This is a genomic window from Nitrosovibrio sp. Nv17, from assembly GCF_900119085.1.
In the GTDB taxonomy this organism is placed as follows: domain Bacteria; phylum Pseudomonadota; class Gammaproteobacteria; order Burkholderiales; family Nitrosomonadaceae; genus Nitrosospira.
Genome location: NZ_FPIQ01000021.1, coordinates 1 through 25,056, shown reverse-complemented (window position 1 = coordinate 25,056; position 25,056 = coordinate 1). Strand labels below are relative to the sequence as shown.

The window sequence follows — 25,056 nt, the reverse complement described above, 5'->3', positions numbered from 1 at the left end:
GAGGGCCTTTTTTTCTTCATCCCCACAGGAGATTCCAACCATGTCACTGCGATTCAAAGGCACCGATCTGCGACCCGTGCTGGCCGAGGCCGTCGCCAACCAATGCCGCGTCGTCCTTGCCAAGGACCAGGGCGTGTACTTCCTCGCCGAGCGCGCCGAGCGCCGCCCGGACGGCCGCGTGAAGCTGCTGGCGTATGCCGTCGGCTGCAACCCGGATACCGACCCGTTCGATGACTGGTGGGACCTGGCGCGTATCGAGCTGGGCGGCGACGACTTCGGCGAGTTCTTCGATCCGAAGGATGGCGTCTTCGCACGCATCCTGCACGGCACGGACGATCTGATGCTGTCCGCCACCGCCACGCACCTGTCGCTGGAGGTGGTCCCATCGGCTTAGCGCGGCAACCGCCGCACGGCCCTCGTAGCCCCCGTATCGGGGGCTTCCTTTTTCCGCACCGCGGCCATCGCCCGCGGGCGCGTTCGTCTCCGGCCGGCATGGCCCGCCTCGTCGGCCAGTCCGCCGACATACCCACGGAGACGACCGCATGCACGACTCACCATGTCTGCAACTGCTGCCCGTGTCGCTGCGCGCGGCCAATGCCTTCGTGCAGGGGCATCACCGGCACCACCGCCCGGTCCAGGGAGCGAAGTTCGCTCTGGCGGTCACGCTGTCCGGCAGCGACCGCATTTGCGGCGTGGCGATCGTCGGCCGGCCGGTTGCCCGCCACCTGGACGACGGGTGGACCCTCGAAGTCACCAGGCTCTGCACCGACGGCTCACCGAACGCGTGCAGCAAGCTCTACGGCGCGACTTGGAAGGCGGCCAGGGCCTTGGGCTACACGCGGCTGGTCACCTACACCTTGCCCGCCGAAGGCGGCACCAGTCTGCGCGCCGCCGGCTGGCGACTGGTCGGCACGCGCGGCGGCGGCGCCTGGGGCCGCCCAAGCCGTCCTCGCGCCGACACGCCCCGGCACCTGCGCGGACCCAAGTACCTGTGGGAAGCGCCGGGCGGCGTGGACAAAGGGAAACGCCCGGATGCCGATTGATTGCTGTCGCCCGCGCGAGGCCCGGCCATGCTGACCCCATGCCTGCTGACGTTGTCAGCGACATGCCAGGCAACCATCGGTCTTCGAGGTTGCGCGCAGTTCCCACTGTGTGACCGAGCCAGCTCGCACCGCATCCATCCGCGAGCGGCCACCAGTCTCTGGTGGCGGATGCTTTCGCCTTATCAACCCACCGCGGGGTTACGCACCTTTCCCCGCATGCGTGGGTCGGTGTGTCTCCGCTTCTTCCCTATGGAGATTCACCATGAACACCACGTCCAACGAGAAATCGTATTTCGACCTCCACACCTCGGGCATCGGCTACATCCAGCGTGCCCGCGAGGTTCCCGTCCGGGGCGGCCGCCGTGCGCAGCCGTTCCTGGCATGCACCATCGCCGCGCTGGTCGGTCCCGCCAAGGACCCGACCTACCGCTACTTCGACGTCAAAGTTTCGGGTGCCGAGGCCAAGAAGCTGGTCGAACGCTACATCGGCGTTGACGACCCGAAGCAGCGTCCGCTGGTGCGCTTCCGCACCGGCGATCTGCGCGGTGATCCGTACATCCGCGACAAAGGTGAAAAGAAGGGCCAGGCCGGCGCGTCCCTCAAGGCACGTCTGCTCAAGTCCGAACTGATTGACCGGGCCGAACTGGCCTCGATCAAGCAGCATGAACTGATCACTCGCGGCATTGGCTACCTCAGCCGTGTGAAGGACGTCACCCCCAAGGATGGCGACCCCTTCCTGTCATGCACCATCGCCGCCCTGACCGGGCCTGTCGATGAACCGGAATATCGGTACTTCGACACCATCGTCGCCACCCCCGAGGCCGAGCATCTGGTTCGCCGGTGCATCCAGGCCATCGAAGGGGACCGCAAGGTGCTGATCGCCTTCCGTCTGAACGACATGAAGATCGATCCGTACATCCGCACCAAGGGCGAGCGCGCCGGGGAACCGGGAGCAAGCCTGGAATCGACGCTGGTTCACATCGGTCTCATCAAGATCGATGGCACCCAGGTCTATCCGACGAGACAGGCGCAAGCCGAGGCGCCGCAGGCCGAGGATGCACCCGCGCCCGAAGTCGAGGTTGCCGCCGACACCGTTGCCGACCAGCCGGTCGAGCCCGCCGAGCGCGAGCCCGCAGGTGAAGTCGAGGAGCAGGAGCCGGCATTGGCTGCTTCGTTCTGATACGGCATGGCCCCTCACGGGGCCTTGCCTTTTTCCTATTCCCCAAGGAGAACCATCATGGCAGCCACATCGGCACCTGCAAGATCAGTCCTGCCCATCGTCGTCCCGGGCCAGCTCACGTTGCGGACCATCCGCGGCAAGAACGGCCCGTTTACGGTCGGTCGCCTCACCACTCCCATCGGTGAATTCGCGGTCAAAGACGCGGAGCTGGAGCAGTACCCCGAAGGCAAATACGACGGAGATTTCGTCATTCGCTACATCTTCGCGAAGTCCTACCCGGTCGCAGGTGGCGCGCGGTTTGAAGTCCGCGCCAACCTCGACGGGATGACGCTCAATGGCATCGACAAGCTGAGTCGTGACGAAGCTCGTAGCTTCGCCACCCAGGAAGTCGATCCGCTCGATGAAGAGCAAGGGACGCAGCCTGCGGCAACGCCGGCCAAGCCCGCCAAAGCGTCCAGGCCCGCCAAGCCCGCACCCGTGCAGGCATCCGCGGACCCGCTGGTCGATACCACACCCTTCGGTGTGGATGCGCCGCCGCCCGCTACGGCCACTGCCTCCGGCAGTACCGAAGATGGTGACGCCGCGTTGTTCGGCACGCTGTGGCCGCTGGGCGAATCGGTGAAGCTGGATTCGACCATCGACCGCCGCGCCCTGCGCGCACAGATCGCCCGCCTGGGCGAACTGGGTTTCACTTTGGACTTCAAGACGCAGGAATGGAGCCGTCAGGCCGAACTGCAACCTGCGTGATCGCAGACACCGCATCCGCGGTGATCTTCACACCCGCCGGGGTTCCTTCCCCATGCGGGGGAGACCCCGGCCCTTCTTCTGGAGGTTTCCATCATGTCCACCATCGCTTGCGATACCCCTCGCTCCGCCCTGGATGAACCCGCGTGGCGGGCTCTCTGCAAGGCAGCAGCCGAACGCGCCCAGCGCGGTTGCGGCCTGGCCTACGAGCACTACGTGACGCTCTTCAGTTCGGAGATCGACACGCAAGCCAGTCGATTGCCGGAAGACCAGCGCTCACAGGCGCTGGAAATCGCGACCCGGGAATGGGATTACGCAACACCTGCCGAGCGGCAGGAAACCCAGGACTGGCTCGCCGACAACGACTGCTGCTCGCACGGAATCACGCTGGGCTGCTGCCCGGCTGGTTGCGGTTCGTACTGATCCTTCCACCCGCCAGGGCAGCACTTGCCCATGCGGGCGGTGCTGTCCCTGTTCATCCAAGGACACCACCATGAGCCAGCACTACTTCGAGACCCATCACAAGGGATTTCCCATCACCATCATGCTCGGCTGGGATCGGCCGCTGCGCTATTTCTTCATGACGATCCGCAAGCCTGCCGAGTTGATCGACAGCGCCATGCAGGTCGAGGACGAGGATTTCCTGTACAGCAATCTGCACGAGGAAGATCCGTTCGGCCACGGCCTGGACTACTACCGTGCAGTCCTAGGCCATTTCCACATCGACGTGCCCGACAGCATGTTCACCGAAGTCCAGAGGGACTATGCGGGGAATGTCGGCAATCGCGTCGTCAAGCATGAGGCCAATGGTTCGTTCGCCGAACTGGGAGCCTGACGTCACCCGCGGCGCAGCCGGGGCATTCGCCCCGGGCACTGTGCTTTTCATCCCTAACGGGGCATTCACTGCCCCTGCGGGCGGTGCGCCCCTCACATCGAGGAAACCACCATGCCTGCCATTTCATCCGACCAGCCCCTGTACCGCATTGACGAATGCAGCGACCTCATGGCCGATGCCTGCGTCTGCGGCGACCAGGGCGACCTGATCTTTCTCTCGGTCTGGGCGCGCGACACCGCCATCCAGCAGTTCATCGGGCGGCTCACCCTGGGCCGCAGCGAGGACGGCCTGGATCAGTTCCACGTCGTCACCGACCAAGGCGGTTCGCTGCCTGTGTTCGTCGGCTTGGTCGAGCGCCTTGAAAAGCGCCTGACCCGCAGTTATCGCCGCACGCTGTTCGGCTCGATGGTCAATCTCTGGCTGTTCGATCGGCGCTGCATCCGGCCCGACAAGAGTTCGGCCAGCGCCTTGGCGCTGCTGCCGCGCTCCGCGGCCGATCCCACGTCACGCCTGTGGCACCTGGTCAAGGACACGTGCCCGCTGCCGCTACTGGACCACTGGCAATCGCCAGTCCTGGCGATGCTGCGCGAGCGCGAAATGCTGTGCTCCCTGCGCATGGCCCTCGGGCCGCTGCAAGGGTTCCGGCTCGCCATCGACGTGCCCGCGCTCACCAACGCGCTGGGCGACCTCATCCGCCAGGGCGTGCTCACCGCCTATCCCTATCCGGCCAAGATCTGGACGCCGGAAGTGGTAGCGGCTTGACCCCACCGCGGAAGCACGCCTTGGCGTGCTTCCGTCCTTCATCCCCGCCAGACAGGAGACTTCCCATGGCACTCATGTTCCCCAGGCTCGCTCGGAATTTCGCCAAGAACGGGTACTACCCGACCGACGAAGCCACCCTCGAAAGAACCCTCAGCGCGCTCGCGCCCAGCGATGGGCCAATGTGCATTCTTGATCCCTGCGCAGGCGAAGGCGTTGCCATCGCCGAGGCCGCCCACGCCCTCGGGCCTGAGCGGGCCAGCGCCTATGCCGTCGAGTTCGACCAGGAGCGGGCCAACCATGCCCGGTTGCTGGTTGATCACTGCATCCACGGTGACCTAATGGACACCATGATCTCGCGGCAGGCCTTCGGCCTCCTATGGCTCAACCCGCCTTATGGTGATCTCGCAAAGGATGCCAACGGCAACCTGGGCTACGAAGGCAAGGGCCGTGGTCGTCTGGAAAAACTCTTCTATCAGCGCACGCTCGCCTTGTTGCAGTACGGCGGCATCCTGATCTTCATCATCCCATCTCACGTGCTGGATCAGGAGATGGTCGGCTGGTTGACACGCCATTTCGCGGACCTGTCCGTGTTCCAGGCGGTGGACAAGCAGTTCAAGCAGATCGTGGTGTTCGGGCGTCGTGTCCGGCAGCGCGACCAGGCGGGCGATGACGTGAAAGCGTCCCGCGCCCGGCTACTGCAAATCGGCTTGGGCGAACAGGAGGTGGACGAGTTGCCGCCCGAATGGACGCTGCTGCCGTATGTGGTCCCCCCGGTCCAGGCCGAACCGGAGCATTTCTACCGGATCAGCATGGAGCCGGAGCAGTTTGCCGACGAAGTGCGGCGTCTGAAAGGCCTGTGGCCCGCGTTCGAGACTCACTTGGGCGCGACGCAGCAAACCCTGCGTGCTCCGGCACGCGCCTTGTCCCAATGGCACCTGGCACTGGCCCTCGCGGCTGGTGCTATCTCCGGTGTCGTGCAGTCACCCAGCGGCCGCACTCTGGCCGTCAAGGGCGACACGTTCAAGCAGAAGTCTTCCGCCGTGGAATACCGCGAGCGCGACGACGGCTCCTTTGCCGAGACCCGCATCCTCACGGACAAGTTTGTGCCGGTGATTCGGGCCTGGGACTTGACGCCCGACTCAGCCACGCTGGGCCAGGTTCTCACCATCCACTAACTCGAAGGCGGCTTGCCGCCTTTCTTTCCACCCACCGGGGTTTCTCGCCCCGATGGGGCGAGGTGCCTCTTTTTCTGAAGGAGCCATCTCCATGTCCACCGCTACCCAACACGCTTTTCCCAGGTTCAACCCCGGCCAGGTCGTCATGACCTCGGGCGTTGCCAGCCTAGTTCAACAAGGCCAGCTCAATCCCCGTCCGTACCTGTTGCGGCATCTGTCCGCTGACTGGGGCGACCTCGATGACAGCGACCGACGCCAGAACGACGCCGCGTTGAAGTCGGGCGAGGACCGCCTGTTCTCGGCCTACGAGGTCGGCCCGGGCCTGAAGGTCTGGGTCATCACCGAATGGGATCGCAGCGTCACCACGGTGCTGCTGCCCAGCGAGTACTGATCGTCACAACCACCGGCCCGCGCCGGAACTTCCTTCCCACCCTGGGGCATGTCACCGCCCCTTGGGGAGTGGTGCATGCCCCGTTCTTTTTTCGGAGCATCACCATGAACGCGCAAGCCATCGAAGCGGCCTCGGCCGCTGATATCTCTTCCCCCATGGACGACCTGCTCGAACAGGAATCGTCCGAGCTGTCCATGAGCCTTCAGGACTTCGTTTCCGAGTTCGGGGACGAGCTGCTGGAATCCCTCAACCGGGCGAACCCGCCCGTCTATGGCGGCACGCCGCGCCCGCACCGGCAACTGGTGCTGGCCGGACTGAAACGCCAGTTGTTCCCCGCCCAGGCCGAGGTCGTGCATGCGGCTTCGGAACTGCTCGTCAACCAAGGCGAACGGGCCGTCTTCGTCAACGGCGAAATGGGCACCGGCAAGACCACGATCGGCATTGCGCTGGCCGCGGTCCTGCATGCCGAAGGCTATCGCCGCACGCTCGTCCTGAGCCCGCCGCACCTTGTTTACAAGTGGCGCAGGGAAATTCTCGAAACCGTCGCGGGCGCGAAGGTCTGGGTGCTCAATGGCCCGGACACGCTGCTCAAACTGATCAAGCTGCGCGAGCAGCTTGGCGTGCCCTCACCGGCGCAGGAGTTCTTCGTACTCGGTCGCGTCCGCATGAGGATGGGGTTCCACTGGAAGCCTGCCTTCACGCGCAAACGCACCCGTCATGGCGCCGTGGGGGCCTGCCCGCACTGCGGGGAGGTCGTCACCAACCTCGACGGCGAGCCGATCAGTGCTCAGGAACTGGAGGCGGAGGAGTTCCGCCGCAAGTGCAATGGCTGCGGCAGCGCGCTGTGGACGCTGATGCGTCCGCGGGCACTGTCCGGCAGCGATCAGTCCTCGGCCGTGCTGCGTGCCTTGAAACGGATTCCCACCATCGGCGAAGCCACCGCGCAACGTCTGATGAAGACCTTCGGGGACAGCTTCCTGGCCTCGATGCTCGGCGACAACCTGCACAACTTCATCAACCTGATGGACGCGAGCGGGAAGCTGGTCTTCTCCGACCGCCAGGCGCACCGCATGGAGCGGGCCATGGCAAACATGGAGTTCGGGTTTGGCGAAGGTGGTTACCAGCCCAGCGAATATGTGAAGCGGTATCTGCCGCGCAGCACGTTCGACCTGCTCATCGCCGACGAAGCGCACGAGTACAAAACGGGCGGTTCGGCACAAGGCCAAGCCATGGGTGTCATCGCATCCAAGGTTCGCAAGGCGGTCTCGCTCACCGGCACGCTGATGGGCGGCTATGCCGACGACCTTTTCCACTTGCTCTTCCGCGCGCTTCCGGGCCGCATGATCGAGGACGGCTACATCCCCGGCCGCAACGGCAGCATGAACGCCGCCGCCATGGCCTTCATGAGGGACCACGGCGTCTTGCGGGATATCTACTCCGAGTCCGACGGTCCGGCGCACAAGACGGCCAAGGGCAGCAAGGTCACGGTCAGAACGGTCAAGGCTCCCGGCTTCGGTCCCAAGGGCGTGCTGCGGTGCATCCTGCCGTACACCATCTTCCTGAAACTGCGAGACATCGGTGGCGTGCTGCCACCGTATGACGAGGAGTTCCGGGACGTGGCGATGAGCGCCGAGCAAGGCGAGGCGTATCAGAAGCTGGCTTCCAGCCTCACGCAACAGCTCAAGGAGGCGCTACGCAAGCGGGACACCACCTTGCTGGGCGTGGTCCTCAACACGCTATTGGCGTGGCCCGACTGCTGCTTCAGGGCAGAAACGGTCCGCCATCCGCGCACGCGCGAGGTGCTGGCATTCACCCCGGCCCAGTTCAACGAACTGGAGGTGATGCCCAAGGAACACGAGCTGATCAACATCTGCCGCGAGGAGAAGGAAGCGGGTCGCAAGACCCTGGTGTACTCGGTCTATACCGGCACGCGGGACACCACGAGCCGGCTGAAGATGCTGCTGGAGCAGGAAGGTTTTCGGGTGGCGGTACTGCGCGCAAGCGTGGATGCCAGCCAGCGCGAGGACTGGATTGCCGAGCAGATCGACCGCGGCATCGACGTGCTCATCACGAACCCCGAACTCGTGAAAACGGGGTTGGACCTGCTCGAATTCCCGACGATTGTTTTCCTGCAATCGGGGTGGAACGTGTACACGCTGCAGCAGGCTGCACGCCGCTCGTGGCGGATCGGCCAGAAGCTCTCCGTGAAGGTGATCTACCTGGGGTACGCCGCCTCTTCGCAGATGGCATGCCTCGCGCTGATGGCCAAGAAGATCCTCGTGTCCCAAAGCACGTCGGGCGATGTACCCGAATCCGGGCTGGATGTGCTCAACCAGGACGGTGATTCCGTCGAGGTCGCACTGGCCCGGCAACTGGTCGCCGCCTGATCCCCACGCCAACGCCGGCCTCGCGCCGCCGGCCTTCCGTTGTTCCCACCTTGCAGCCACGCCCACGGTCTCCGTGGACGTGGCTGCGCTTTCTTTTCATCCCAAGGAGATTTCCATGAACACCCATACACAAGCCACACCCGAAACCGTGAAGGCTCGCCTGACGCTGGACGTGACCTGTTTGCTCAACGGCGAGGCCGCGTCGGAAATACTGGCACGCCTACAACGCATGTGGGTACGCGCCATCGGCGAGAGATTGCTAATCGATGAGACCGCCGCGAAGGTGGATGCCTGGTCGATCGAGATGACCGAGTTGCCCTCGGCAACTAACAGCGATGCGCTCGAATCCGAGATCGCCGCCTTCATGCAGCAGCGCATCGAGGATGGCAACCTCTGTGCAGAGGACATTCCCTTGCGCCTGGCGCGCTATGGCCTGATGGCCCCCGAGGATTTCGTCGACGAAATGCGCGAGCGCATGGGCATGGCCGACGAAGTGCCCTCGGGCCAAGCCATCATCCCCTCGACCGAACCTGCCGACGGCGGTGAGATCGAGATGCAAGTCGCAGTTGCCTGCATCGATGCCTCTGGCAGTCCCGACATGCCGGTCTTCAAGGTCTGGATCACCCAGGAGGAATACGACCTGGGTATCCACTACGGCAAGGCCAAGGACCTGGCCGAAGAAGCTCGGTATGAAGGGCCGTTCATCTGCTTCGACGCTGCCGAATATGGCCCCATCCTGTCGGCCACCCGCGAACTGAGCCTTGTTCCGCAGGTCGTCGTGGTCGATATGACCGACGGCCAGATCCACTCCATCCGCTGCGACAACGGCGAGATCAAGGTCATCTGCTACGACACCAGCGACACCGACGAGTATTCGGCGGCGGTGGCGAACCGGCCGCTCGGCGAGAACGGCCAGCTCGTGCGCTGCTGGGCGCACACCCAACTGGCACAGGTCGATCCCGGCCTGAAGCTGGCTCGAGATTGATTCGGCGAGGTCGATGTGCGTTTTCACTGGCCCCTTCGGGGGCCTTTTTCTTTGGAGCGAGGCTGCCGGGAAATCGGGCGCTGCCTGGTTCTCATTGTTTGCTGCCGCTCGTGGCCCGAGCGGCGATGGTGAGGGCTCGATGTTTCAGGACGACGCGCCATGTGCCCCTCTCCACCCTGGTTTCACCATCCCGAACGCCGCCTGCTGGCGGGTTTTCTCGGCCTGCTTTGGTCGGTGCTGGCTGGCGGCTGCGCGACGACGAGCGCGCCGGTCGCGCCCGACACCATCGAGGAAGTCTCGGCCGCGCCCGTACCCGAGGCGCCCGAGTACATCCCCGTCGTGCGCTACGGCCGCTACACCCTCGTGGAGCTGGCACCGACAGCAGCGCAGCGCGACCTGCTGTTGCAGACCATCGACGTGTCGATGCCCGAGGATGCACGCGCCACGGTCGGCGACGGGCTACGGCATGTGCTCAAGCGCAGCGGTTACGGCTTGTGCCAGACGGCGCACGCGGTGATCGAGCTGTACGCACTGCCGCTCCCGGCGGCGCACCTGCACCTCGGCCCCATGACCCTGCGCGATGCGCTGCTCACGCTGGCTGGTCCGGCCTGGGAACTGCACGCGGATGACCGCGCGCGGCAAATCTGCTTCGAGCGGCCCGGCGACAGCATGACCTCCGACACCGCACCCGCGCTGCCCGCCACCGAGGCGGTGCAGACGTTCCCGCTGGCGCCCACGGCATCGGGAGGCCAGCCATGAACGGCCCGCAGCCCGCCCATCGTTCAACGGCCGCCGTGGTGGTGCAGAGCCTAATGTGGCTCTGGCTGATCGGCCTCAGTGTCCTCGTTGCCCTCGGCTACCAGGCGATGAACGACCAGGCCGACCAGGAGCGCCTCGATTCCCGCCTGCAACGCCTCGAAGCGCAGGCAGCAGGCCTCGCCGAGACCGTCGAGGCCATCCAGCAGCGTCCGGCCGTCGCCACGGCGGCAGACCTCAAAGACACCCGCCAAATCCTGGAAGCACGTGCGGCCCAGGTCGAGAAATCGCTGAGCGCCTATGCCGCTGCCGACGACCTTCAGGCATTGCGCGCCGAAGTCGAGCAGGTCATGGCGCGCCAGACCGCCGCACGCGCCGCAGCACCCGCCCAGCCGCGCGCACCGAGCAAGTCAGCCGCCAAGCCTGAACCCCCGCCGCTCTCGTTCCGCATCGTCGGTGCCGAACTGCGCGCCGGCGAGCGCAGCGTGTCCGTCGCGCCGAGCAGTGGCGACTTCACGCCCGACCAGCTTCAGGTGCTGCTACCCGGCGATGCGGTCGGCCCGTGGCGCTTGCAGGCCGTCGAGGGCAACACCGCGGTGTTCCAGGCCGGCGACCAGACCCGCCGCGTGGCGATTCCCTGACCGGAGCAGATCGCATGAAGCCATCGATCATCCTTTCCGCGCTCCTGCTGGTGTCCACCCAGTGGCCCGCGTGGGCGCAGCAGTCGGCCACCCCTCCCGCCCGCAATGCGCAGAGCCAGGAGCGCCCGCTGGTCGCCCGCATCCTGGACGACCGCGTGGCGAGCGAATGGGGTCTGCAACCGCAGGAGTGGGCACGCTACCGCGAGCTGATGGACGGGCCGCTGGGCATCTACTCGCCCAACCTGGACCCGCTGTCGGCCCTGGGCATCGAGGCCCGCACCGATGGGGAACGGCGCCGCTACGCAGAACTGCAGGTGCAGGTCGAGGCGCGCCGCGTCGAGAAGCTGCTTGCCTATCAGCGCGCCTACGACGAGGCCTGGCAGCGACTGAACCCCGGCATGCAGCGGGTGAACCTGCCGGACGACAAGCCGGTCGCCGGAGCCACGCGCGGCTCCGGCCGCACGGCGGTGTTCGTCAAGGACGGCTGCGATGCCTGCGGCCAGCTCGTGCAGCGCCTGCAATCCTCGGGGACCGAGTTCGACCTGTACATGGTCGGCAGCCGCCAGGACGACGGGCGCATCCGCGACTGGGCCAAGCGCGCGAACGTCGATCCGGCGCGCGTGCGCAGCGGCAGCATCACGCTCAACCACGACGGCGGGCGCTGGTTGACCTTGGGGGTGCCCGGTGACCTGCCGGCGGTCGTGCGCGAGGTGAACGGCCAATGGCAGCGCCAGCCATAGCCGCACCCCTGCGCGCACTGGTGCTCGCCGCTGGCCTGTGCGCCTGCGTCGCCCAGGCCCAGGAGGTTCCGCCACCGGCCTACCAACTCGCTGCGCAGCGCGCAGGCATTCCTTCGACGGTGCTCTACGCCGTGGCCTTGCAGGAGAGCGGCATCCGCCGCAACGGGCGCATCGTCCCGTGGCCGTGGTCGCTCAATGTCGCCGGCCAGTCGCGCCGCTATGCGACCCGCGCCGATGCCTGCGCCGGCTTGCAGCGGGCGATGCGCTCCACGCCCCCCACGCGCATCGACGCGGGCCTGGGCCAGATCAACCTCGGCTACCACCAGCAGCGCTACGCCAGCGCGTGCGACCTGCTGGACCCGTACCGCAACCTCGCCATTGCCGCCGAGATCCTGCGCGAGCAGCACACCCCCGGCGAGGACTGGTTGCTGGCGATCGGCCGCTACCACCGTCCTGCCGGGGGCGAGCCCGCTGCCCGCTACCGGCGCAGCGTATCCCGCCACCTTGCCCGCGTACAGGGCGCGCGCGCAACCGCCGCGGTTCTCGCCGCACGTCAGGAGACATCCCCATGACGAAATCCCATCTGGCCTTGCAGGGCCTGCTCGTATTGCTGGCGGGTCTGCCGCTGGCCTCGCTTGCCGGCGAGCCGCTGATCGTGGTCGAAGACCGCGGCGGCGCGTCGGCGCTGCCGTACTACGAAGCCTTGAACCTCCAGCCGCGCGCCAACGCGCCGGCCCGGCCGCCGATCCCGACGCCCCAGGTTCCCGCCACGCCGACAGACGAGGCCGCGATGCTGCCGGTGCGCAGCGCCAAGCTCACGCCCGGCACCGTCGCGCGGCGGGTCATCGAGGCACCGGGCCTGCGGCCTTTCGTGGTCGTCGGCGACGACGAGGCGTCCCAGGCCTGGCTGCGCCGCCAGGCGGCAGCGCTGCGCGAGCGCGGCGCGGTCGGCCTGGTGGTCAACGTCGAGACCGTGCAGGGCCTGGCGCGGCTGCGCGCCCTGGTGCCCGGCGTACCCCTCGCGCCCGTGTCCGGCGACGATCTGGCCGAGCGCCTGGGCCTGCGGCACTACCCGGTGCTGATCACGGCCACCGGCATCGAGCAATGAAGCCATGTCGGGGAAACAGCCGGTCGAGGTGCTGCTTCGCCCAGCGGTGGAGCTATATACCGTCGCGGCGTGTGCAGGCGCCGCGTTTCTGTCCCTGGTGGCCCCGTGGTCGCTCGCGCTGAGCCCCGCCATGGGCGTCGGCGGTGCGCTGGCGTTCGGCGCCTACGGTGCCATCCGCTACCGCGATGCCCGCGTCATCCTGCGCTACCGGTGCAACATCCGCCGCCTGCCGCGCTACGTGATGACCAGCAAGGACGTGCCGGTCAGCCAGCAGCGGCTGTTCGTGGGGCGCGGGTTCCTGTGGGAGCAGAAGCACACCCATAGGCTCATGCAGACGTACCGGCCGGAGTTCCGCCGCTACGTCGAGCCCACACCAGCCTATCGGCTGGCGCGACGGCTGGAAGAACGGCTGGAGTTCGCGCCGTTCCCGCTGTCCCGGCTGTCGAAACTCACCGGCTGGGACGTGCCTTTCAACCCGGTGAGGCCGTTGCCGCCTGTGGGCGGCCTGCCGCGCCTGCACGGCATCGAACCCGAGGAGGTGGACGTCAGCCTGCCGCTCGGCGAGCGCGTCGGGCACTCCCTGGTGCTGGGCACCACGCGCGTGGGCAAGACGCGGCTGGCCGAACTGTTCGTGACCCAGGACATCCGGCGCGTGAACACCGCGGGCGAGCACGAGGTGGTGATCGTCATCGACCCCAAGGGGGACGCCGACCTGCTCAAGCGGATGTACGTCGAAGCCCTGCGTGCCGGCCGCGAAGGCGAGTTCTATGTGTTCCACCTGGGCTGGCCGGACATCTCCGCACGCTACAACGCCGTGGGCCGCTTCGGCCGCATCAGCGAGGTGGCCACCCGTGTCGCGGGGCAGCTTTCCGGCGAAGGCAACAGCGCGGCGTTCCGCGAGTTCGCCTGGCGCTTCGTCAACATCATTGCGCGCGCGTTGGTGGAACTGGGACAGCGCCCGGACTACATGCTGATCCAGCGGCACGTCATCAACATCGACGCGCTGTTCATCGAGTACGCCCAGCACTACTTCGCCAAGACCGAGCCCAAGGCTTGGGAGGTGATCGTCCAGATCGAGGCCAAGCTCAACGAGAAGAACATCCCGCGCAACATGATCGGGCGCGAGAAGCGCGTGGTGGCGCTGGAGCAGTACCTCTCGCAAGCGCGCAACTACGACCCGGTGCTGGACGGCCTGCGCTCGGCCGTCCGCTACGACAAGACGTATTTCGACAAGATTGTCGCGTCCTTGCTGCCACTGTTGGAGAAACTCACCAGCGGCAAGATCGCGCAGCTCCTGGCCCCGAACTACTCCGACCTGGCCGACCCGCGCCCGATCTTCGATTGGATGCAGATCATCCGTAAGAGGGCCATCGTCTATGTGGGCCTGGATGCGCTCTCCGACGCCGAGGTCGCCGCAGCGGTCGGCAACTCGATGTTCAGTGATCTCGTGTCGGTCGCCGGGCACATCTACAAGCACGGGATCGACGATGGCCTACCGGGCGCATCGGCCGGTGCGCGCGTGCCGATCAATGTCCACGCCGACGAGTTCAACGAGTTGATGGGCGACGAGTTCATCCCGCTGATTAACAAGGGCGGCGGTGCCGGCCTGCAAGTCACGGCCTACACGCAGACCCTCTCGGACATCGAGGCCCGCATCGGCAACCGCGCCAAGGCCGGTCAGGTCATCGGGAACTTCAACAACCTGTTCATGCTGCGCGTGCGCGAGACCGCGACGGCCGAACTGCTGACGCGGCAATTGCCGAAGGTCGAGGTCTATACGACCACCATCGTCAGCGGCGCGACCGACAGCTCGGACATTCGCGGAGCGACGGATTTCACGTCGAACACCCAGGACCGCATCAGCATGTCCAGCGTGCCGATGATCGAGCCGTCGCACGTCGTCGGCCTGCCGAAAGGCCAGTGCTTCGCACTGCTGCAGGGCGGCCAGCTTTGGAAAGTGCGCATGCCGCTGCCGGCGCCGGACCCGGACGAAGTGATGCCGGCAGACTTGCAGCAACTGGCCGGGTACATGCGCCAGAGCTACAGCGAAGCGACGCAGTGGTGGGAGTTCACCAGTTCCCACGCCTTGCAGGACACGGACCTGCCCGACGACCTGCTGGATGACGCCGCTGCGGCCGAACCTGCCGCGGTGGCCATTGCCACCGACGAGGACACCGGCAACGAGGCCTCGCCATGAAGGACGCCGCCTCGACTGCGCAACGGGAGCAGAACCAGCGCCAGGGCCTGATCGTCGGCACCATCACCTTGCCTTTCCGGCTGCTCGGGGTGCTGATCGGATCGCTGCTGTTCTCGATCGTCGTGGAGTGCATCGGCATGCACCTGTTCTGGAAGGACCAGGGCTGGCGGCACTCGCAGCAGATGTTGCAGTACGAACTGGGGCACCTGTCCAGCCACTTCACGCGCAGCGTCGTCGTGCAGGAGCCGGGGCGCACCGCGCACGACCTGGTGGATACCGGCTACGAATGGGTATTCGTTCGCTCCGGGCTGCTGGAGCGCATGTGCCAGACCGCCGAGCGCGCCCGCGCACCCAGCCACGGGCAGACGCGCAACTTCCGCTACTACATCAGCCAGGTCTATGTCTGGGCCGAGAGCTACCTGATCGCCGCGGCCTTCACCACCCTCACGTTCCTGGTGCGCCTGCTGGTTCTGGTGCTCACGTTGCCACTGATCTTCACTGCGGCGTTCGTCGGCCTGATCGACGGTCTTGTGCGCCGGGACGTGCGCCGGTTCGGCGCAGGCCGGGAATCCGGCTTCATCTACCACCGCGCGAAGGCGAGCCTGATGCCGCTGGCCGTGCTGCCCTGGGTCACGTATCTGGCCTTGCCGATCTCGGTACATCCGCTGCTGATCCTGCTGCCGAGCGCGGCCTTGCTGGGACTGGCCGTGAGCCTGACCGCAGGCAGCTTCAAGAAGTACCTCTAGACCATCAATCCGGGCATGCGCGAGTTCCTATTGTTTGCGGCCTAAAAGCCCCTCGCTGCCCACGATCAAGCCATTGCTGATCACACAGGAATGGCGCGATGTTGGCTCCGATCTGGCAGCGCGCCGCGCATCGCGGCGTGCCCATTTTTCTCGTGACGGCCCTACTGATGGGGCAGTCTTCGATGGCGTTGGCCGAATCCCCGATGCAGCGTCAGGAGCTGGTTGCCGCGCTGCGCCAGCTCGACGCGCTGGAGCGCACCGTCGCAGATAGCGCGACGCATACCCCCATCACACCGGGCGAGCGCTACCACTTTGATTACCCGCGGCTGCTGGCTGACCTGGCGCGCGTGCGCGCCGGCATCCAGGCCCATCTCACACCGTCGCGTGCCCAGCCGCGCGACCCCTCCGAACTGGCCGGCGACTACCGCACCGAGCGGTCCGCTTCGCCATCGCCGACGACTACGGAAGCCAAGCAATGAACGGCGCCCAGGTCTCGGCATTTCAAGCCAACAGCGGCATCGCGCCTTCGGCGATGGCGACCGTCCTGGTCGGCGTCGTGTTCGCGGTCCTGCTCGTGTGGGGCGTCTGGGCCATCCGAACGGCCTACGTGGGGTGGTCCGAGAGCCGCCTCAACCAGCGCCAGTTCCTCGGCGTCTGCATCCGCTTCGTCGCGATGTACCTCGTCCTGAGCTTCTTCCTCCTCTCCTGACCTGAAAGGCACGACCATGCAAAACCGCATCCTCCATTCCCGTCTTGCCCAGCGCGCCGCTGTGGCACTGGGCGCCGCCGCGCTGCCCGCGCTGTCGTTCGCGCAAGGCTTGCCGCAGTTGGAGAACCCAACCCGCGGCACCGGCAACGGCATCATGGAAACGATCAGGAACTATGGCTACGACATCATCATGCTCGTAGCCCTCCTGGTCGTGGCATCGATGTTTATCGGCGTCTGCTACCACGCCTACGGCACCTACGCGGAAATCCACACCGGCCGCAAGACCTGGGGCCAGTTCGGCCTCACCGTCGCGATCGGTGCCGTGCTGCTGGTGATCGGCATCTGGCTGCTCACCGAAGCCACCGGCATCCTGTAAGGCGAGGCCGGTATGTCCGAGCAGCAGCACGTCCGTGCGGACGGGACGGTCACGTTCCTTCCGCACCGGCTCAACCGCCATCCCGTTGTCGTGCGCGGCCTCACCGCCGACGAACTGTGGATCTGCTGCGGCCTGTCCGGCGCCGCCGGCCTGCTGGTCGGCGCGCCGCTGTCCTGGGTGTTCCGCACGATCGCCATCGCGCCGACGTTCGTCGTCCTGGGCGTGGCCCTGGGCGTCTTCATCGGCGGCGGCATCCTGCGCCGGCTCAAGCGCGGTCGTCCCGATACCTGGCTGTACCGGCAACTGCAATGGCGCATCGCCACGCGCCATCCGCTGATGGCGGGCTGGGTAGGCGGGCACGTGCTGATCTCGCGCTCCGGCTTCTGGTCCACCCGAAGGAGCGCACGATGAGCCGCTTCAAGAACGAGATCACCCACCTGCAGGCGCACATCAAGACGCTTCGCCTGGGGGCAGGCGCGCTGGTGATCGTCGCCCTGGTTATGGGCGGTGGCTGGTGGAGCGCGCCGCGCGACCTGACCATCCACGTCCCGCCCGACCTGCGCTCCGGCAGTACCCGCAAGTGGTGGGAAGTGCCGCCCGAATCGGTCTATGCGTTCACGTTCTACGTGTTCCAGACCCTGAACCGCTGGCCGACGAACGGTGAAGAGGACTACGCGCGCAACCTCCACACGCTCTCGCCGTACCTCACCCCGTCCTGCCAGGCCTTCTTGCGCGCGGACTACGACTACCGCCGCAGCACGGGCGAGCTGCGCCAGCGCGTGCGCGGAATTTACGAAATCCCCGGCCGCGGCTACGGCGACGACCCCACGGCGCGCGTGCGCGTGGTTTCCGACCGCGACTGGGTGGTGACGCTCGACATCACCGCCGACGAGTACTACGGCACCGAGCAGGTCAAGCGCGCTCTCGTGCGCTACCCGGTGAAGGTCACGCGGGTGGACGTTGATCCGGCCCGCAACCCGTTCGGCCTGGCGCTTGACTGCTACGACGGTACCCCCCAGCGCATCAGCGCCCCGGAGCCGACGCGCCCGGCACCTGGCGGCCTGTCTCCGCAAGCGCCCCAAGGAGGAAACACCCCATGAAGCACCCTGTACTCGTGCTGCTGGGGCTGCTGGCCGTGGCCGCGGCACCCGTCTCCCATGCTGTGGAGATTCTGCGCTGGGAACGCATGCCGCTCGCGGTGCCGCTGAAGGTGGGCCAGGAGCGCATCGTGTTCATCGACCGGAACGTCCGCGTGGGCGTGCCCGCAGGCGTGGGCGAACGCCTGCGCGTGCAGAGCGCGGGTGGCGCGGTGTACCTGCGCGCCAACGAACCGATCGAGCCCACGCGGCTGCAATTGCAGGACGCCGACACGGGCGCGCTGATCCTGCTCGACATCGCGGCTGAGCCGCCCAAGGACGGCGAGGCCGAGGTGGAGCCGGTGCGCATCGTCGAGGGCAGCAGCACCCCAGCGCGCTACGGCGATCAGGCCGGCGGTGCCGAAGAGGCCCCCGCACGCGCCCAGGACCAAGCAGGTACGCGGGCGACCCGGCGCGAAACCCCGGTGTCGGTCGTCCTGACGCGCTTCGCCGCGCAGAACCTCTACGCGCCGCTGCGCACCGTGGAGCCGCTGCCGGGCGTCATGCGGGTGAACCTGCGCCGCGACCTCGACCTCGGCACGCTGATGCCGACGCTGCCCGTGCGCGCGGTCGCGCTCGCGTCATGGCGTCTGGAAGACCAGTGGGTCACTGCCGTGCGCCTGACCAACACCGGCGCGAGCTGGGTCACGCTCGACCCGCGCGTGCTGCAAGGCGACTTCCTCACCGCCACCTTCCAGCACGAAGCGCTCGGCTCCCGCGGCACACCCGAGGACACGACCGTCCTGTACCTGGTGACGCGCGGGCACGGCCTCGCGCAATCGCTGCTGCCGGCGATCCACCGCTTCGACCCGGCTGCGCACCTGCCGCAGCCGGACGCTGAAGCCGGCGACGGCAAGGAGATCCACCATGCGCAGTAACGGCTTGCTCAAGTGGCTGATGATCCCGGTCGCCTTGCTGGTGCTGTTCGTTGCCATCCGGCTGTTCTCCGGCGGAAGTACGTCGGCCCCGCCCGTCGCGGATGCCGGTTCCAAGCTCACGCCCGAGGAAATGAAGGTGTTGGGCATCGAAGGCGATACCCCGCGCGATACCGTGGCAACGCTCGTCGCCCAGGTGAAGCAGTTACGCACCGAGCTTCAGGGCGCGCTGACCGACAACAAGTCGCAGCGCGAGGAAAACCAGCGGCTGCGCCAGCGCGAGAACTCCATCGATCAGCGCATCAATTCGGCCCTCGAATCCGAACGCTCGAACCTGCGCCGCGACCAGGAACAGGCGGCCAGTTCGCGCCAGCAGACCGAGGGGTTGCTCGCCGACCTGCAGCGGCGCCTGGACAGCATCGGCGGGCGCGGCGGCGGCCATGCCGACCTGCCCGTGGGCTTGGGGCTGCGCGATGGCGACGAGGCCGGCATGGAAGGCGGCATGCGCTGGGTCGAACCGGACGACGCGAAGAAGACCGAGGGACGCAACGGCAGTCGTGGCACGGGCAGCGGCATGAGCTTCCCGACGAGCTTCGGCCCGGCGCAAAGCACGCTGGAAACCACAGCAGAAACCATGGCGAACGCCGGCGCACGTGCGGCAGGCGTCAAGGGCGCCAAGCCGGTCTATACCGTGCCGACCAACTCGACGCTGATGGGCTCCGTGGCGATGACGGCGCTGATCGGTCGCGTGCCGATCGACGGGACGGTGAATGATCCGTACCCCTTCAAGGTGCTGGTCGGGCCGGACAACCTCACGGCCAACGGGATTGATATTCCCGATGTGGCCGGCGCCGTGTTCAGCGGAACCGCATCGGGTGACTGGACGCTCTCGTGCGTGCGCGGTCAGGTGCGCAGCATCACCTTTGTCTTCAACGACGGCACGATCCGCACCATTCCCGAAGACCGCGAAGGCAACCAGCAGCGCGACGGCCTGGGCTGGATCAGCGATCCACACGGCATCCCCTGTGTCAGCGGTGATCGGCGCAGCAACGCCCAGCAGTACCTCGGCTCGCAGGCCCTGATCACGGCGGCCGGTGCCGGCGTAGCCTCGCTCATCGAGAGCGACAACGGCCGTATGTCCTACGTCGGCTCAGACGGTTCCATCGGCACCGTGGGTATCAGCGGGCAGGAAGCAGTCGGCCAGATCCTCGCGGGTGGCGCCCGTGACATGTCGGCTTGGGTCAACAAGCTCTATGGCCAGGCCTTCGCAGCCGTCTATGTGCAGCCCGGCGCCCAGGTCGCCGTCCACCTCGAAAAGCCGCTCACCATCGACTTTGATCCCGAAGGCCGCAAGGTCGATCACCGCGCAGGAGAAAGCCATGCTCTCGAACTTGATTAAGGGCCTCGCGCTGGCCGCGGCTGTCGCCGTACTCGGCGGCTGCGCCACCAGCAAGGAAGAACTGCTGACCCATAGCGATCGCACCATGATGGACATCTGGCAGCAGGAAACGGGGGGCGGCGGCAGTGGCACCGGCCAGGTCGCACGCCGGCAGTTGCTCGACGCGCGCCAGAGCCTGCGCCGGCCGCTGACCGACGCCGACGTAGAGGCTGCGCCCGCCGAGCAGATGCGCTACACGCGTACCGCGCGCAACGAGGTCCATCGCCAGTTCCAGCGCCTGCCCAATCCCGACTTGGTGATGTATGTGTTCCCCCACCTAGCGGGCACCGACCCCGTTCCCGTGCCGGGCTACACGACGATTTTCCCGCTGTACCAGCGCGTGCAGTACGCCATGCCGGGCGAGCGCGTGGAGGACTACTGATGCGCTGGAAGTTCCCCTGGCTCAAGCAGGCCGCATCCGGCGCTGGCGATGGCGAGCAGCCGGACGGCTGGCAGCGCCACGTCGAGGCGTTGCGCCAGGCCGGCATCCCCGAACCCGGCGCGGCGGTCCAGGGCCGCAGGCCGGCGACGGTAGCCGACGAGCAGGCGCTGTACGACGTCGCGCCGTCGTTCGTGGAACTGCTGCCTTGGGTGGAGTTCGTGCCGCATTCGAAGTCCATGCTGCTGGAGGATGGGCAGTCGGTCGCTGCCTTCTATGAGCTGGTGCCGCTGGGCACCGAGGGCCGGGAACCTGGGTGGCTGGCGCATGCCCGCGATGCCCTGGAAAACGCCCTGCAAGACAGCTTCGATGAACTGGACGAGAACCCCTGGGTGCTCCAGCTCTACGCCCAAGACGAGCCCAGCTTCGACCAGTACATGCAGACCCTGCGCGACTACGTGCAGCCGCGCGCCCGCGATACCGCCTTCACCGAGTTCTACCTTCGCTTCTTCGGCCACCACCTGCGTGCGGTCGCCAAACCGGGCGGCCTGTTCGAGGACACGGTGGTGACTCGCCTTCGCTGGCGCGGCCAGACGCGGCGCGTGCGCATGGTGGTCTATCGCCGGTCCACCGGACAGGTAAGCCGCCGCGGCCAGACGCCCGAGCAGATGCTGAACATCGTCTGCGACCGCCTGTGCGGCGGGCTGGCCAACGCCGGCATCCAGGCACGGCGCATGGCCGCGGCCGACGTCCACGACTGGCTGCTGCGGTGGTTCAATCCGCGTCCCGCATTGCTCGGGCCAGAGGCAGAGGACCGCGAGCGCTTCTATGCGCTGGCCCGCTACCCCGACGAGACCGAGGACGGCGAAATCGAACTGGCGAGCGGGCGGGATTTCAGCCAGCGGCTGTTCTTTGGCCAACCACACTCCGACGTGACGCACGGCACCTGGTGCTTCGACGGCATGCCGCACCGCGTGCTGATCACCGACCGCCTGCGCATGCCGCCCGGCACCGGACACCTGACCGGCGAAACCCGCAAAGGGGATGCCATCAACACGCTGTTCGACCAGATGCCGGAAGACACCCTGATGTGTCTCACGATGGTCGCCACGCCGCAGGATGTGCTGGAAGCGGACCTCAACCACCTGGCGAAGAAGGCCGTGGGCGAGACGCTGGCGTCGGAGCAGACGCTCAAGGACGTGCAGGAAGCCCGCTCCCTGATCGGCAGCGCCCACAAGCTCTACCGGGGAACGCTGGCGTTCTACCTGCGCGGGCGCGACGACGCGGAACTGGACCGGCGCGGCCTGGACCTGGCGAACGTCATGCTCAACGCCGGCTTGCAGCCGGTGCGCGAGGATGACGAGGTGGCACCGCTCAACAGCTACCTGCGCTGGCTGCCGTGCTGCTACAACCCCGACCAGGATCGGCGCAAGTGGTACACCCAATTGATGTTCGCCCAGCACGCGGCGAACCTGTCTCCGGTGTGGGGCCGCGCTCAGGGTACGGGGCACCCCGGCATCACGATGTTCAACCGCGGCGGCGGCCCCATCACCTTCGACCCGCTCAACCGCCTGGACCGGCAGATGAACGCCCACCTGTTCCTGTTCGGCCCCACCGGCTCCGGCAAGAGCGCCACGCTCAACAACCTCTTGAACCAGGTCACGGCCATCTACCGGCCGCGGCTGTTCATCGTGGAAGCCGGCAACAGCTTCGGCCTGTTCAGCGATTTCGCCAAACGTCTGGGCCTGACCGTGAACCGGGTCAAGCTGGCCCCCGGCTCGGGTATCAGCCTCGCGCCATTCGCAGACGCGCGCCGGCTGATCGAGACGCCCAGCGACGTGCAAACGCTCGACGCCGATGCGCTGGACGAAGACCTGTCGCCGGACACCTCGGCGATGGAAGCCGACGAGCAGCGCGACGTGCTGGGCGAACTGGAGATCACGGCCCGGCTGATGATCACCGGCGGCGAGGACAAGGAGGAAGCCCGGATGACACGGGCCGACCGCTCGCTGATCCGCCAGTGCATCCTCGACGCCGCCGAGCATTGCGTGGCCGAGAAGCGCACGGTGCTTACGCGCGACGTGCGCAACGCACTGCGCACCCGCGGCCAGGACTCGACGCTGCCCGAGATGCGCCGCGTTCGGTTGCTGGAGATGGCGGACGCGATGGACATGTTCTGCCAAGGCACGGACGGCGAGATGTTCGACCGCGATGGCACGCCGTGGCCCGAGGCCGACATCACCCTGGTCGATCTGGCTACATACGCCCGCGAGGGCTACAACGCCCAGCTCTCCATCGCCTACATCAGCCTGATCAGCACGGTGAACAACATCGCCGAGCGCGACCAATACCTGGGACGCCCGATCATCAACGTCACTGACGAAGGGCACATCATCACGAAAAACCCACTGCTCGCGCCCTACATAGTCAAGATCACGAAGATGTGGCGCAAGCTCGGTGCATGGTTCTGGCTCGCGACACAGAACATCGACGATCTGCCACGCGCCGCAGAGCCGATGCTCAACATGATCGAGTGGTGGATCTGCCTGTCGATGCCGCCGGACGAGGTGGAGAAGATCGCCAGGTTCCGCGAACTCTCGCCCGCACAGAAAGCGCTGATGCTGTCGGCGCGCAAAGAAGCGGGCAAGTTCACCGAGGGCGTCATCCTCTCCAAAAGCATGGAAGTGCTGTTCCGTGCCGTGCCGCCGAGTCTGTACCTCGCACTCGCGCAGACCGAGCCCGAGGAGAAGGCCGAGCGCTACCAGCTCATGCAGCAGTACGGCTGCACCGAACTGGAAGCGGCCTTCAAGGTGGCCGAGAAGATCGACCAGGCGCGCGGCATCGATTCGCCAGCCCTGGAACTGCCGTAAGCCGGAGAACGCCATGGAACCGAAACGTCCTTCCATTCCGATGCAGGTTCAGGCGTTCCGCCGCCGCAATCGGCGGCTGCGCTGGCCCTGGGTGTTGGCTGCTGTGCTGGTCGGTCTGCTGATCTGGCTAGTGTTCCGGCCGCCCGGCGAATCCCCGCCGCAGTCGCCCGCTCCGGTCAGCATGACGCAGCCTTCGGGGCCGCCCTGGCAGATGGGCAACCCCGAGGGCCGATTCACGCTGACGTTCTATGCCGACCTGGAATGCCCGTTCTGCCGGGAGTACTTCCCGCAGCTCAAGCGGTGGGTCGGCAACAACACCGACGTCGCACTGCAATGGCATCACCAGCCGCTGGCCGCGCATGAGCCTGCCGCGTCGGCTGAGGCACGTCTGGCCGAATGCGTCGCCGAAGCGGGCGGACATGCCGCGTTCTGGCAAGCCGTCGAATGGGTCTATGCCCATACGCGCAGTGACGGCCAAGGCTTGCCCGATGGGTTGCGCTACCCCGAATCCACGCCAGCCATCGAGCAGTGCATGGCGAGCGAGCGTGCCGACGTGCTCATCCGCGCCCAGGCTGCGGAAGCCACCAAGAGCGGCGTGACCGCCACGCCATCGCTGCGACTGCTCAATCACCAGACAGGCCAGGCCATCCTGCTACAGGGGCCGATCGAGGGCGATGCCTTGCTGTCGGCCATGGACATGCTGGCGGCCGAAGATACGGCCAGCGACGCGGCGGCTTCGCCCGCCACCCCCACATCCGAAATGCCTGCCGACGTTGTCGGCGACATGCCCAGGTAGCCCTCGGTCTTGGAGGCTACGGCGCAGCTTGCCGCGCTGACCGCTACCCGTTGGCTTCGCATCCTGGCTGCGAACAATCACCTCTGCGCGGTGGTGGATGCACCTTGTTCCGCTGTTTCCATCCCCAGGAGGGCTTGCCCTCCCAGGGTGGCGTCCTCCGTTCACATTCTGGAGGTTCGCCATGTCTGTCGTCATCAATGACTCCTGTCTGGAGTCACTTTCCGATATTGCCGCTCAGCACGAAGACTGGATCGTTCAGCAAGCCATCGTGCTGCTGGAGCGACGGGTTTTCAAAGCCGGGCCACGTCTTGAACGGCCCGCTGCGGTCAGGGACTACCTTCGCTTGAAGCTGGTCGCCGAGTCCAACGAGATCTTCGTCGTTGTATTCATGAACAGTATGCACGACGTGCTGGCCGTGGAGCCGATGTTCCATGGAACGATCAATGCGACCTCGGTTTATCCGCGCGTCGTGTTGCAGCGCGCTTTGCAACTGAACGCCGCTGCGGTCATCTTCGCCCATCAGCACCCCTCGGGCTCCACCGAGCCATCCAATGCGGATCGCGTGCTGACCGAGCAGTTGAAAACCGCCTTGGCGCTTATCGACGTGCGGGTGCTCGACCATTTCGTGATTGGTCAGGGCACGCCGTACTCGTTCGCCGAGTCGGGTCTTTTGTAGGAAAGCACGTGGTTCACTGATCACAGCGGGGGCTTCGGCCTCTGCTTTTTTCCATGCGGCAGCACCGAACAGGTATGTGGGGTGCCCGCGATGCGCATTGTTTGTTGGGGC

Annotated in this window: 29 protein-coding genes; all 29 read left to right on the top strand. The window is 66.5% G+C overall.

Features of this window, described 5'->3' with window-relative positions; translation table 11 throughout:
- Positions 1–40: 40 nt before the first annotated feature.
- Positions 41–394, top strand: a complete 354-nt coding sequence (locus BT108_RS11050) for a DUF3085 domain-containing protein (protein ID WP_072294587.1) — start codon at positions 41–43, stop codon at positions 392–394.
- 148 nt (positions 395–542) lie between these two features.
- A complete protein-coding gene (locus tag BT108_RS14185; protein ID WP_177257308.1) occupies positions 543–1,043 on the top strand; it encodes an XF1762 family protein in 501 nt (166 codons plus the stop codon).
- A gap of 262 nt (positions 1,044–1,305) precedes the next feature.
- Entirely contained in the window at positions 1,306–2,223 is a 918-nt protein-coding gene (locus BT108_RS11040) for a DUF3577 domain-containing protein (RefSeq protein ID WP_072294586.1), read from the top strand.
- A 57-nt stretch (positions 2,224–2,280) separates the two neighbouring features.
- Positions 2,281–2,970, top strand: a complete 690-nt coding sequence (locus BT108_RS11035) for a DUF3275 family protein (protein WP_072294583.1) — start codon at positions 2,281–2,283, stop codon at positions 2,968–2,970.
- Between the two features lie 93 nt (positions 2,971–3,063).
- Positions 3,064–3,390, top strand: coding sequence for a conserved plasmid protein (locus tag BT108_RS11030; RefSeq protein WP_072294582.1), 327 nt, complete (start codon positions 3,064–3,066; stop codon positions 3,388–3,390).
- A 70-nt stretch (positions 3,391–3,460) separates the two neighbouring features.
- Positions 3,461–3,802 (top strand): hypothetical protein, encoded by a 342-nt coding sequence (locus tag BT108_RS11025; RefSeq protein ID WP_072294581.1) that lies wholly within the window; start codon positions 3,461–3,463, stop codon positions 3,800–3,802.
- Positions 3,803–3,913: 111 nt separating this feature from the next.
- Positions 3,914–4,564 (top strand): hypothetical protein, encoded by a 651-nt coding sequence (locus BT108_RS11020; protein WP_072294580.1) that lies wholly within the window; start codon positions 3,914–3,916, stop codon positions 4,562–4,564.
- Positions 4,565–4,629: 65 nt separating this feature from the next.
- Positions 4,630–5,739 carry a DUF6094 domain-containing protein gene (locus BT108_RS11015; RefSeq protein WP_072294579.1) on the top strand — a complete coding sequence of 370 codons (1,110 nt, stop codon included), beginning with the start codon at positions 4,630–4,632 and terminating at the stop codon, positions 5,737–5,739.
- Between the two features lie 91 nt (positions 5,740–5,830).
- A complete protein-coding gene (locus BT108_RS11010) occupies positions 5,831–6,130 on the top strand; it encodes a hypothetical protein (protein ID WP_143142475.1) in 300 nt (99 codons plus the stop codon).
- 104 nt (positions 6,131–6,234) lie between these two features.
- On the top strand, positions 6,235–8,517 hold the full coding sequence (locus BT108_RS11005; protein WP_072294578.1) for a helicase-related protein: 2,283 nt from the start codon (positions 6,235–6,237) through the stop codon (positions 8,515–8,517).
- Between the two features lie 115 nt (positions 8,518–8,632).
- Entirely contained in the window at positions 8,633–9,502 is an 870-nt protein-coding gene (locus BT108_RS11000) for a hypothetical protein (RefSeq protein WP_072294577.1), read from the top strand.
- Between the two features lie 159 nt (positions 9,503–9,661).
- On the top strand, positions 9,662–10,261 hold the full coding sequence (locus BT108_RS10995) for a PFGI-1 class ICE element type IV pilus protein PilL2 (RefSeq protein WP_072294576.1): 600 nt from the start codon (positions 9,662–9,664) through the stop codon (positions 10,259–10,261).
- Positions 10,258–10,899 (top strand): hypothetical protein, encoded by a 642-nt coding sequence (locus BT108_RS10990; RefSeq protein ID WP_072294575.1) that lies wholly within the window; start codon positions 10,258–10,260, stop codon positions 10,897–10,899. Before BT108_RS10995 ends, BT108_RS10990 begins: the two co-directional genes overlap by 4 nt.
- 14 nt (positions 10,900–10,913) lie before the next feature.
- On the top strand, positions 10,914–11,639 hold the full coding sequence (locus tag BT108_RS10985; protein WP_072294574.1) for a TIGR03759 family integrating conjugative element protein: 726 nt from the start codon (positions 10,914–10,916) through the stop codon (positions 11,637–11,639).
- Positions 11,621–12,211, top strand: coding sequence for a transglycosylase SLT domain-containing protein (locus BT108_RS10980; RefSeq protein ID WP_072294573.1), 591 nt, complete (start codon positions 11,621–11,623; stop codon positions 12,209–12,211). The genes BT108_RS10985 and BT108_RS10980 overlap by 19 nt, the downstream gene beginning before the upstream one ends.
- Positions 12,208–12,747, top strand: a complete 540-nt coding sequence (locus BT108_RS10975) for an integrating conjugative element protein (RefSeq protein WP_072294572.1) — start codon at positions 12,208–12,210, stop codon at positions 12,745–12,747. The genes BT108_RS10980 and BT108_RS10975 overlap by 4 nt, the downstream gene beginning before the upstream one ends.
- 4 nt (positions 12,748–12,751) lie before the next feature.
- Positions 12,752–14,944: a type IV conjugative transfer system coupling protein TraD gene (gene traD, locus BT108_RS10970; RefSeq protein ID WP_072294571.1), complete on the top strand. Its 2,193-nt coding sequence runs from the start codon at positions 12,752–12,754 to the stop codon at positions 14,942–14,944.
- On the top strand, positions 14,941–15,690 hold the full coding sequence (locus tag BT108_RS10965; RefSeq protein ID WP_072294570.1) for a TIGR03747 family integrating conjugative element membrane protein: 750 nt from the start codon (positions 14,941–14,943) through the stop codon (positions 15,688–15,690). The genes traD and BT108_RS10965 overlap by 4 nt, the downstream gene beginning before the upstream one ends.
- Positions 15,691–15,788: 98 nt before the next feature.
- Positions 15,789–16,169 (top strand): integrative conjugative element protein, RAQPRD family, encoded by a 381-nt coding sequence (locus BT108_RS10960; RefSeq protein WP_072294569.1) that lies wholly within the window; start codon positions 15,789–15,791, stop codon positions 16,167–16,169.
- On the top strand, positions 16,166–16,399 hold the full coding sequence (locus tag BT108_RS10955) for a TIGR03758 family integrating conjugative element protein (RefSeq protein ID WP_003050225.1): 234 nt from the start codon (positions 16,166–16,168) through the stop codon (positions 16,397–16,399). The genes BT108_RS10960 and BT108_RS10955 overlap by 4 nt, the downstream gene beginning before the upstream one ends.
- 16 nt (positions 16,400–16,415) lie before the next feature.
- A complete protein-coding gene (locus BT108_RS10950) occupies positions 16,416–16,775 on the top strand; it encodes a TIGR03745 family integrating conjugative element membrane protein (RefSeq protein WP_023095489.1) in 360 nt (119 codons plus the stop codon).
- Positions 16,776–16,787: 12 nt separating this feature from the next.
- Entirely contained in the window at positions 16,788–17,186 is a 399-nt protein-coding gene (locus BT108_RS10945) for a TIGR03750 family conjugal transfer protein (RefSeq protein ID WP_023082303.1), read from the top strand.
- A complete protein-coding gene (locus BT108_RS10940) occupies positions 17,183–17,875 on the top strand; it encodes a PFL_4703 family integrating conjugative element protein (RefSeq protein WP_072294568.1) in 693 nt (230 codons plus the stop codon). The genes BT108_RS10945 and BT108_RS10940 overlap by 4 nt, the downstream gene beginning before the upstream one ends.
- Positions 17,872–18,789 carry a TIGR03749 family integrating conjugative element protein gene (locus BT108_RS10935; RefSeq protein WP_072294567.1) on the top strand — a complete coding sequence of 306 codons (918 nt, stop codon included), beginning with the start codon at positions 17,872–17,874 and terminating at the stop codon, positions 18,787–18,789. The genes BT108_RS10940 and BT108_RS10935 overlap by 4 nt, the downstream gene beginning before the upstream one ends.
- Positions 18,779–20,185 carry a TIGR03752 family integrating conjugative element protein gene (locus tag BT108_RS10930; RefSeq protein WP_072294566.1) on the top strand — a complete coding sequence of 469 codons (1,407 nt, stop codon included), beginning with the start codon at positions 18,779–18,781 and terminating at the stop codon, positions 20,183–20,185. The genes BT108_RS10935 and BT108_RS10930 overlap by 11 nt, the downstream gene beginning before the upstream one ends.
- Complete coding sequence (locus tag BT108_RS10925; protein ID WP_072294565.1) at positions 20,166–20,606, top strand: TIGR03751 family conjugal transfer lipoprotein; 441 nt, start codon at positions 20,166–20,168, stop codon at positions 20,604–20,606. The genes BT108_RS10930 and BT108_RS10925 overlap by 20 nt, the downstream gene beginning before the upstream one ends.
- Positions 20,606–23,473, top strand: a complete 2,868-nt coding sequence (locus BT108_RS10920) for a conjugative transfer ATPase (protein ID WP_072294564.1) — start codon at positions 20,606–20,608, stop codon at positions 23,471–23,473. Before BT108_RS10925 ends, BT108_RS10920 begins: the two co-directional genes overlap by 1 nt.
- 13 nt (positions 23,474–23,486) lie before the next feature.
- A complete protein-coding gene (locus BT108_RS10915) occupies positions 23,487–24,269 on the top strand; it encodes a DsbA family protein (protein ID WP_072294563.1) in 783 nt (260 codons plus the stop codon).
- Positions 24,270–24,450: 181 nt separating this feature from the next.
- The gene (locus BT108_RS10910) at positions 24,451–24,945 is read left to right on the top strand and encodes a JAB domain-containing protein (RefSeq protein WP_072293666.1); all 495 of its coding nucleotides are present in this window, start codon (positions 24,451–24,453) and stop codon (positions 24,943–24,945) included.
- Positions 24,946–25,056: the final 111 nt, after the last annotated feature.

Bases quoted from the DNA above. Each gene is read 5' to 3' on its own strand.
- BT108_RS11050 (WP_072294587.1), top strand. From the start codon at position 41: ATGTCACTGCGATTCAAAGGCACCGATCTGCGACCCGTGCTGGCCGAG.
- BT108_RS14185 (WP_177257308.1), top strand. From the start codon at position 543: ATGCACGACTCACCATGTCTGCAACTGCTGCCCGTGTCGCTGCGCGCG.
- BT108_RS11040 (WP_072294586.1), top strand. From the start codon at position 1,306: ATGAACACCACGTCCAACGAGAAATCGTATTTCGACCTCCACACCTCG.
- BT108_RS11035 (WP_072294583.1), top strand. From the start codon at position 2,281: ATGGCAGCCACATCGGCACCTGCAAGATCAGTCCTGCCCATCGTCGTC.
- BT108_RS11030 (WP_072294582.1), top strand. From the start codon at position 3,064: ATGTCCACCATCGCTTGCGATACCCCTCGCTCCGCCCTGGATGAACCC.
- BT108_RS11025 (WP_072294581.1), top strand. From the start codon at position 3,461: ATGAGCCAGCACTACTTCGAGACCCATCACAAGGGATTTCCCATCACC.
- BT108_RS11020 (WP_072294580.1), top strand. From the start codon at position 3,914: ATGCCTGCCATTTCATCCGACCAGCCCCTGTACCGCATTGACGAATGC.
- BT108_RS11015 (WP_072294579.1), top strand. From the start codon at position 4,630: ATGGCACTCATGTTCCCCAGGCTCGCTCGGAATTTCGCCAAGAACGGG.
- BT108_RS11010 (WP_143142475.1), top strand. From the start codon at position 5,831: ATGTCCACCGCTACCCAACACGCTTTTCCCAGGTTCAACCCCGGCCAG.
- BT108_RS11005 (WP_072294578.1), top strand. From the start codon at position 6,235: ATGAACGCGCAAGCCATCGAAGCGGCCTCGGCCGCTGATATCTCTTCC.
- BT108_RS11000 (WP_072294577.1), top strand. From the start codon at position 8,633: ATGAACACCCATACACAAGCCACACCCGAAACCGTGAAGGCTCGCCTG.
- BT108_RS10995 (WP_072294576.1), top strand. From the start codon at position 9,662: ATGTGCCCCTCTCCACCCTGGTTTCACCATCCCGAACGCCGCCTGCTG.
- BT108_RS10990 (WP_072294575.1), top strand. From the start codon at position 10,258: ATGAACGGCCCGCAGCCCGCCCATCGTTCAACGGCCGCCGTGGTGGTG.
- BT108_RS10985 (WP_072294574.1), top strand. From the start codon at position 10,914: ATGAAGCCATCGATCATCCTTTCCGCGCTCCTGCTGGTGTCCACCCAG.
- BT108_RS10980 (WP_072294573.1), top strand. From the start codon at position 11,621: ATGGCAGCGCCAGCCATAGCCGCACCCCTGCGCGCACTGGTGCTCGCC.
- BT108_RS10975 (WP_072294572.1), top strand. From the start codon at position 12,208: ATGACGAAATCCCATCTGGCCTTGCAGGGCCTGCTCGTATTGCTGGCG.
- traD (WP_072294571.1), top strand. From the start codon at position 12,752: ATGTCGGGGAAACAGCCGGTCGAGGTGCTGCTTCGCCCAGCGGTGGAG.
- BT108_RS10965 (WP_072294570.1), top strand. From the start codon at position 14,941: ATGAAGGACGCCGCCTCGACTGCGCAACGGGAGCAGAACCAGCGCCAG.
- BT108_RS10960 (WP_072294569.1), top strand. From the start codon at position 15,789: ATGTTGGCTCCGATCTGGCAGCGCGCCGCGCATCGCGGCGTGCCCATT.
- BT108_RS10955 (WP_003050225.1), top strand. From the start codon at position 16,166: ATGAACGGCGCCCAGGTCTCGGCATTTCAAGCCAACAGCGGCATCGCG.
- BT108_RS10950 (WP_023095489.1), top strand. From the start codon at position 16,416: ATGCAAAACCGCATCCTCCATTCCCGTCTTGCCCAGCGCGCCGCTGTG.
- BT108_RS10945 (WP_023082303.1), top strand. From the start codon at position 16,788: ATGTCCGAGCAGCAGCACGTCCGTGCGGACGGGACGGTCACGTTCCTT.
- BT108_RS10940 (WP_072294568.1), top strand. From the start codon at position 17,183: ATGAGCCGCTTCAAGAACGAGATCACCCACCTGCAGGCGCACATCAAG.
- BT108_RS10935 (WP_072294567.1), top strand. From the start codon at position 17,872: ATGAAGCACCCTGTACTCGTGCTGCTGGGGCTGCTGGCCGTGGCCGCG.
- BT108_RS10930 (WP_072294566.1), top strand. From the start codon at position 18,779: ATGCGCAGTAACGGCTTGCTCAAGTGGCTGATGATCCCGGTCGCCTTG.
- BT108_RS10925 (WP_072294565.1), top strand. From the start codon at position 20,166: ATGCTCTCGAACTTGATTAAGGGCCTCGCGCTGGCCGCGGCTGTCGCC.
- BT108_RS10920 (WP_072294564.1), top strand. From the start codon at position 20,606: ATGCGCTGGAAGTTCCCCTGGCTCAAGCAGGCCGCATCCGGCGCTGGC.
- BT108_RS10915 (WP_072294563.1), top strand. From the start codon at position 23,487: ATGGAACCGAAACGTCCTTCCATTCCGATGCAGGTTCAGGCGTTCCGC.
- BT108_RS10910 (WP_072293666.1), top strand. From the start codon at position 24,451: ATGTCTGTCGTCATCAATGACTCCTGTCTGGAGTCACTTTCCGATATT.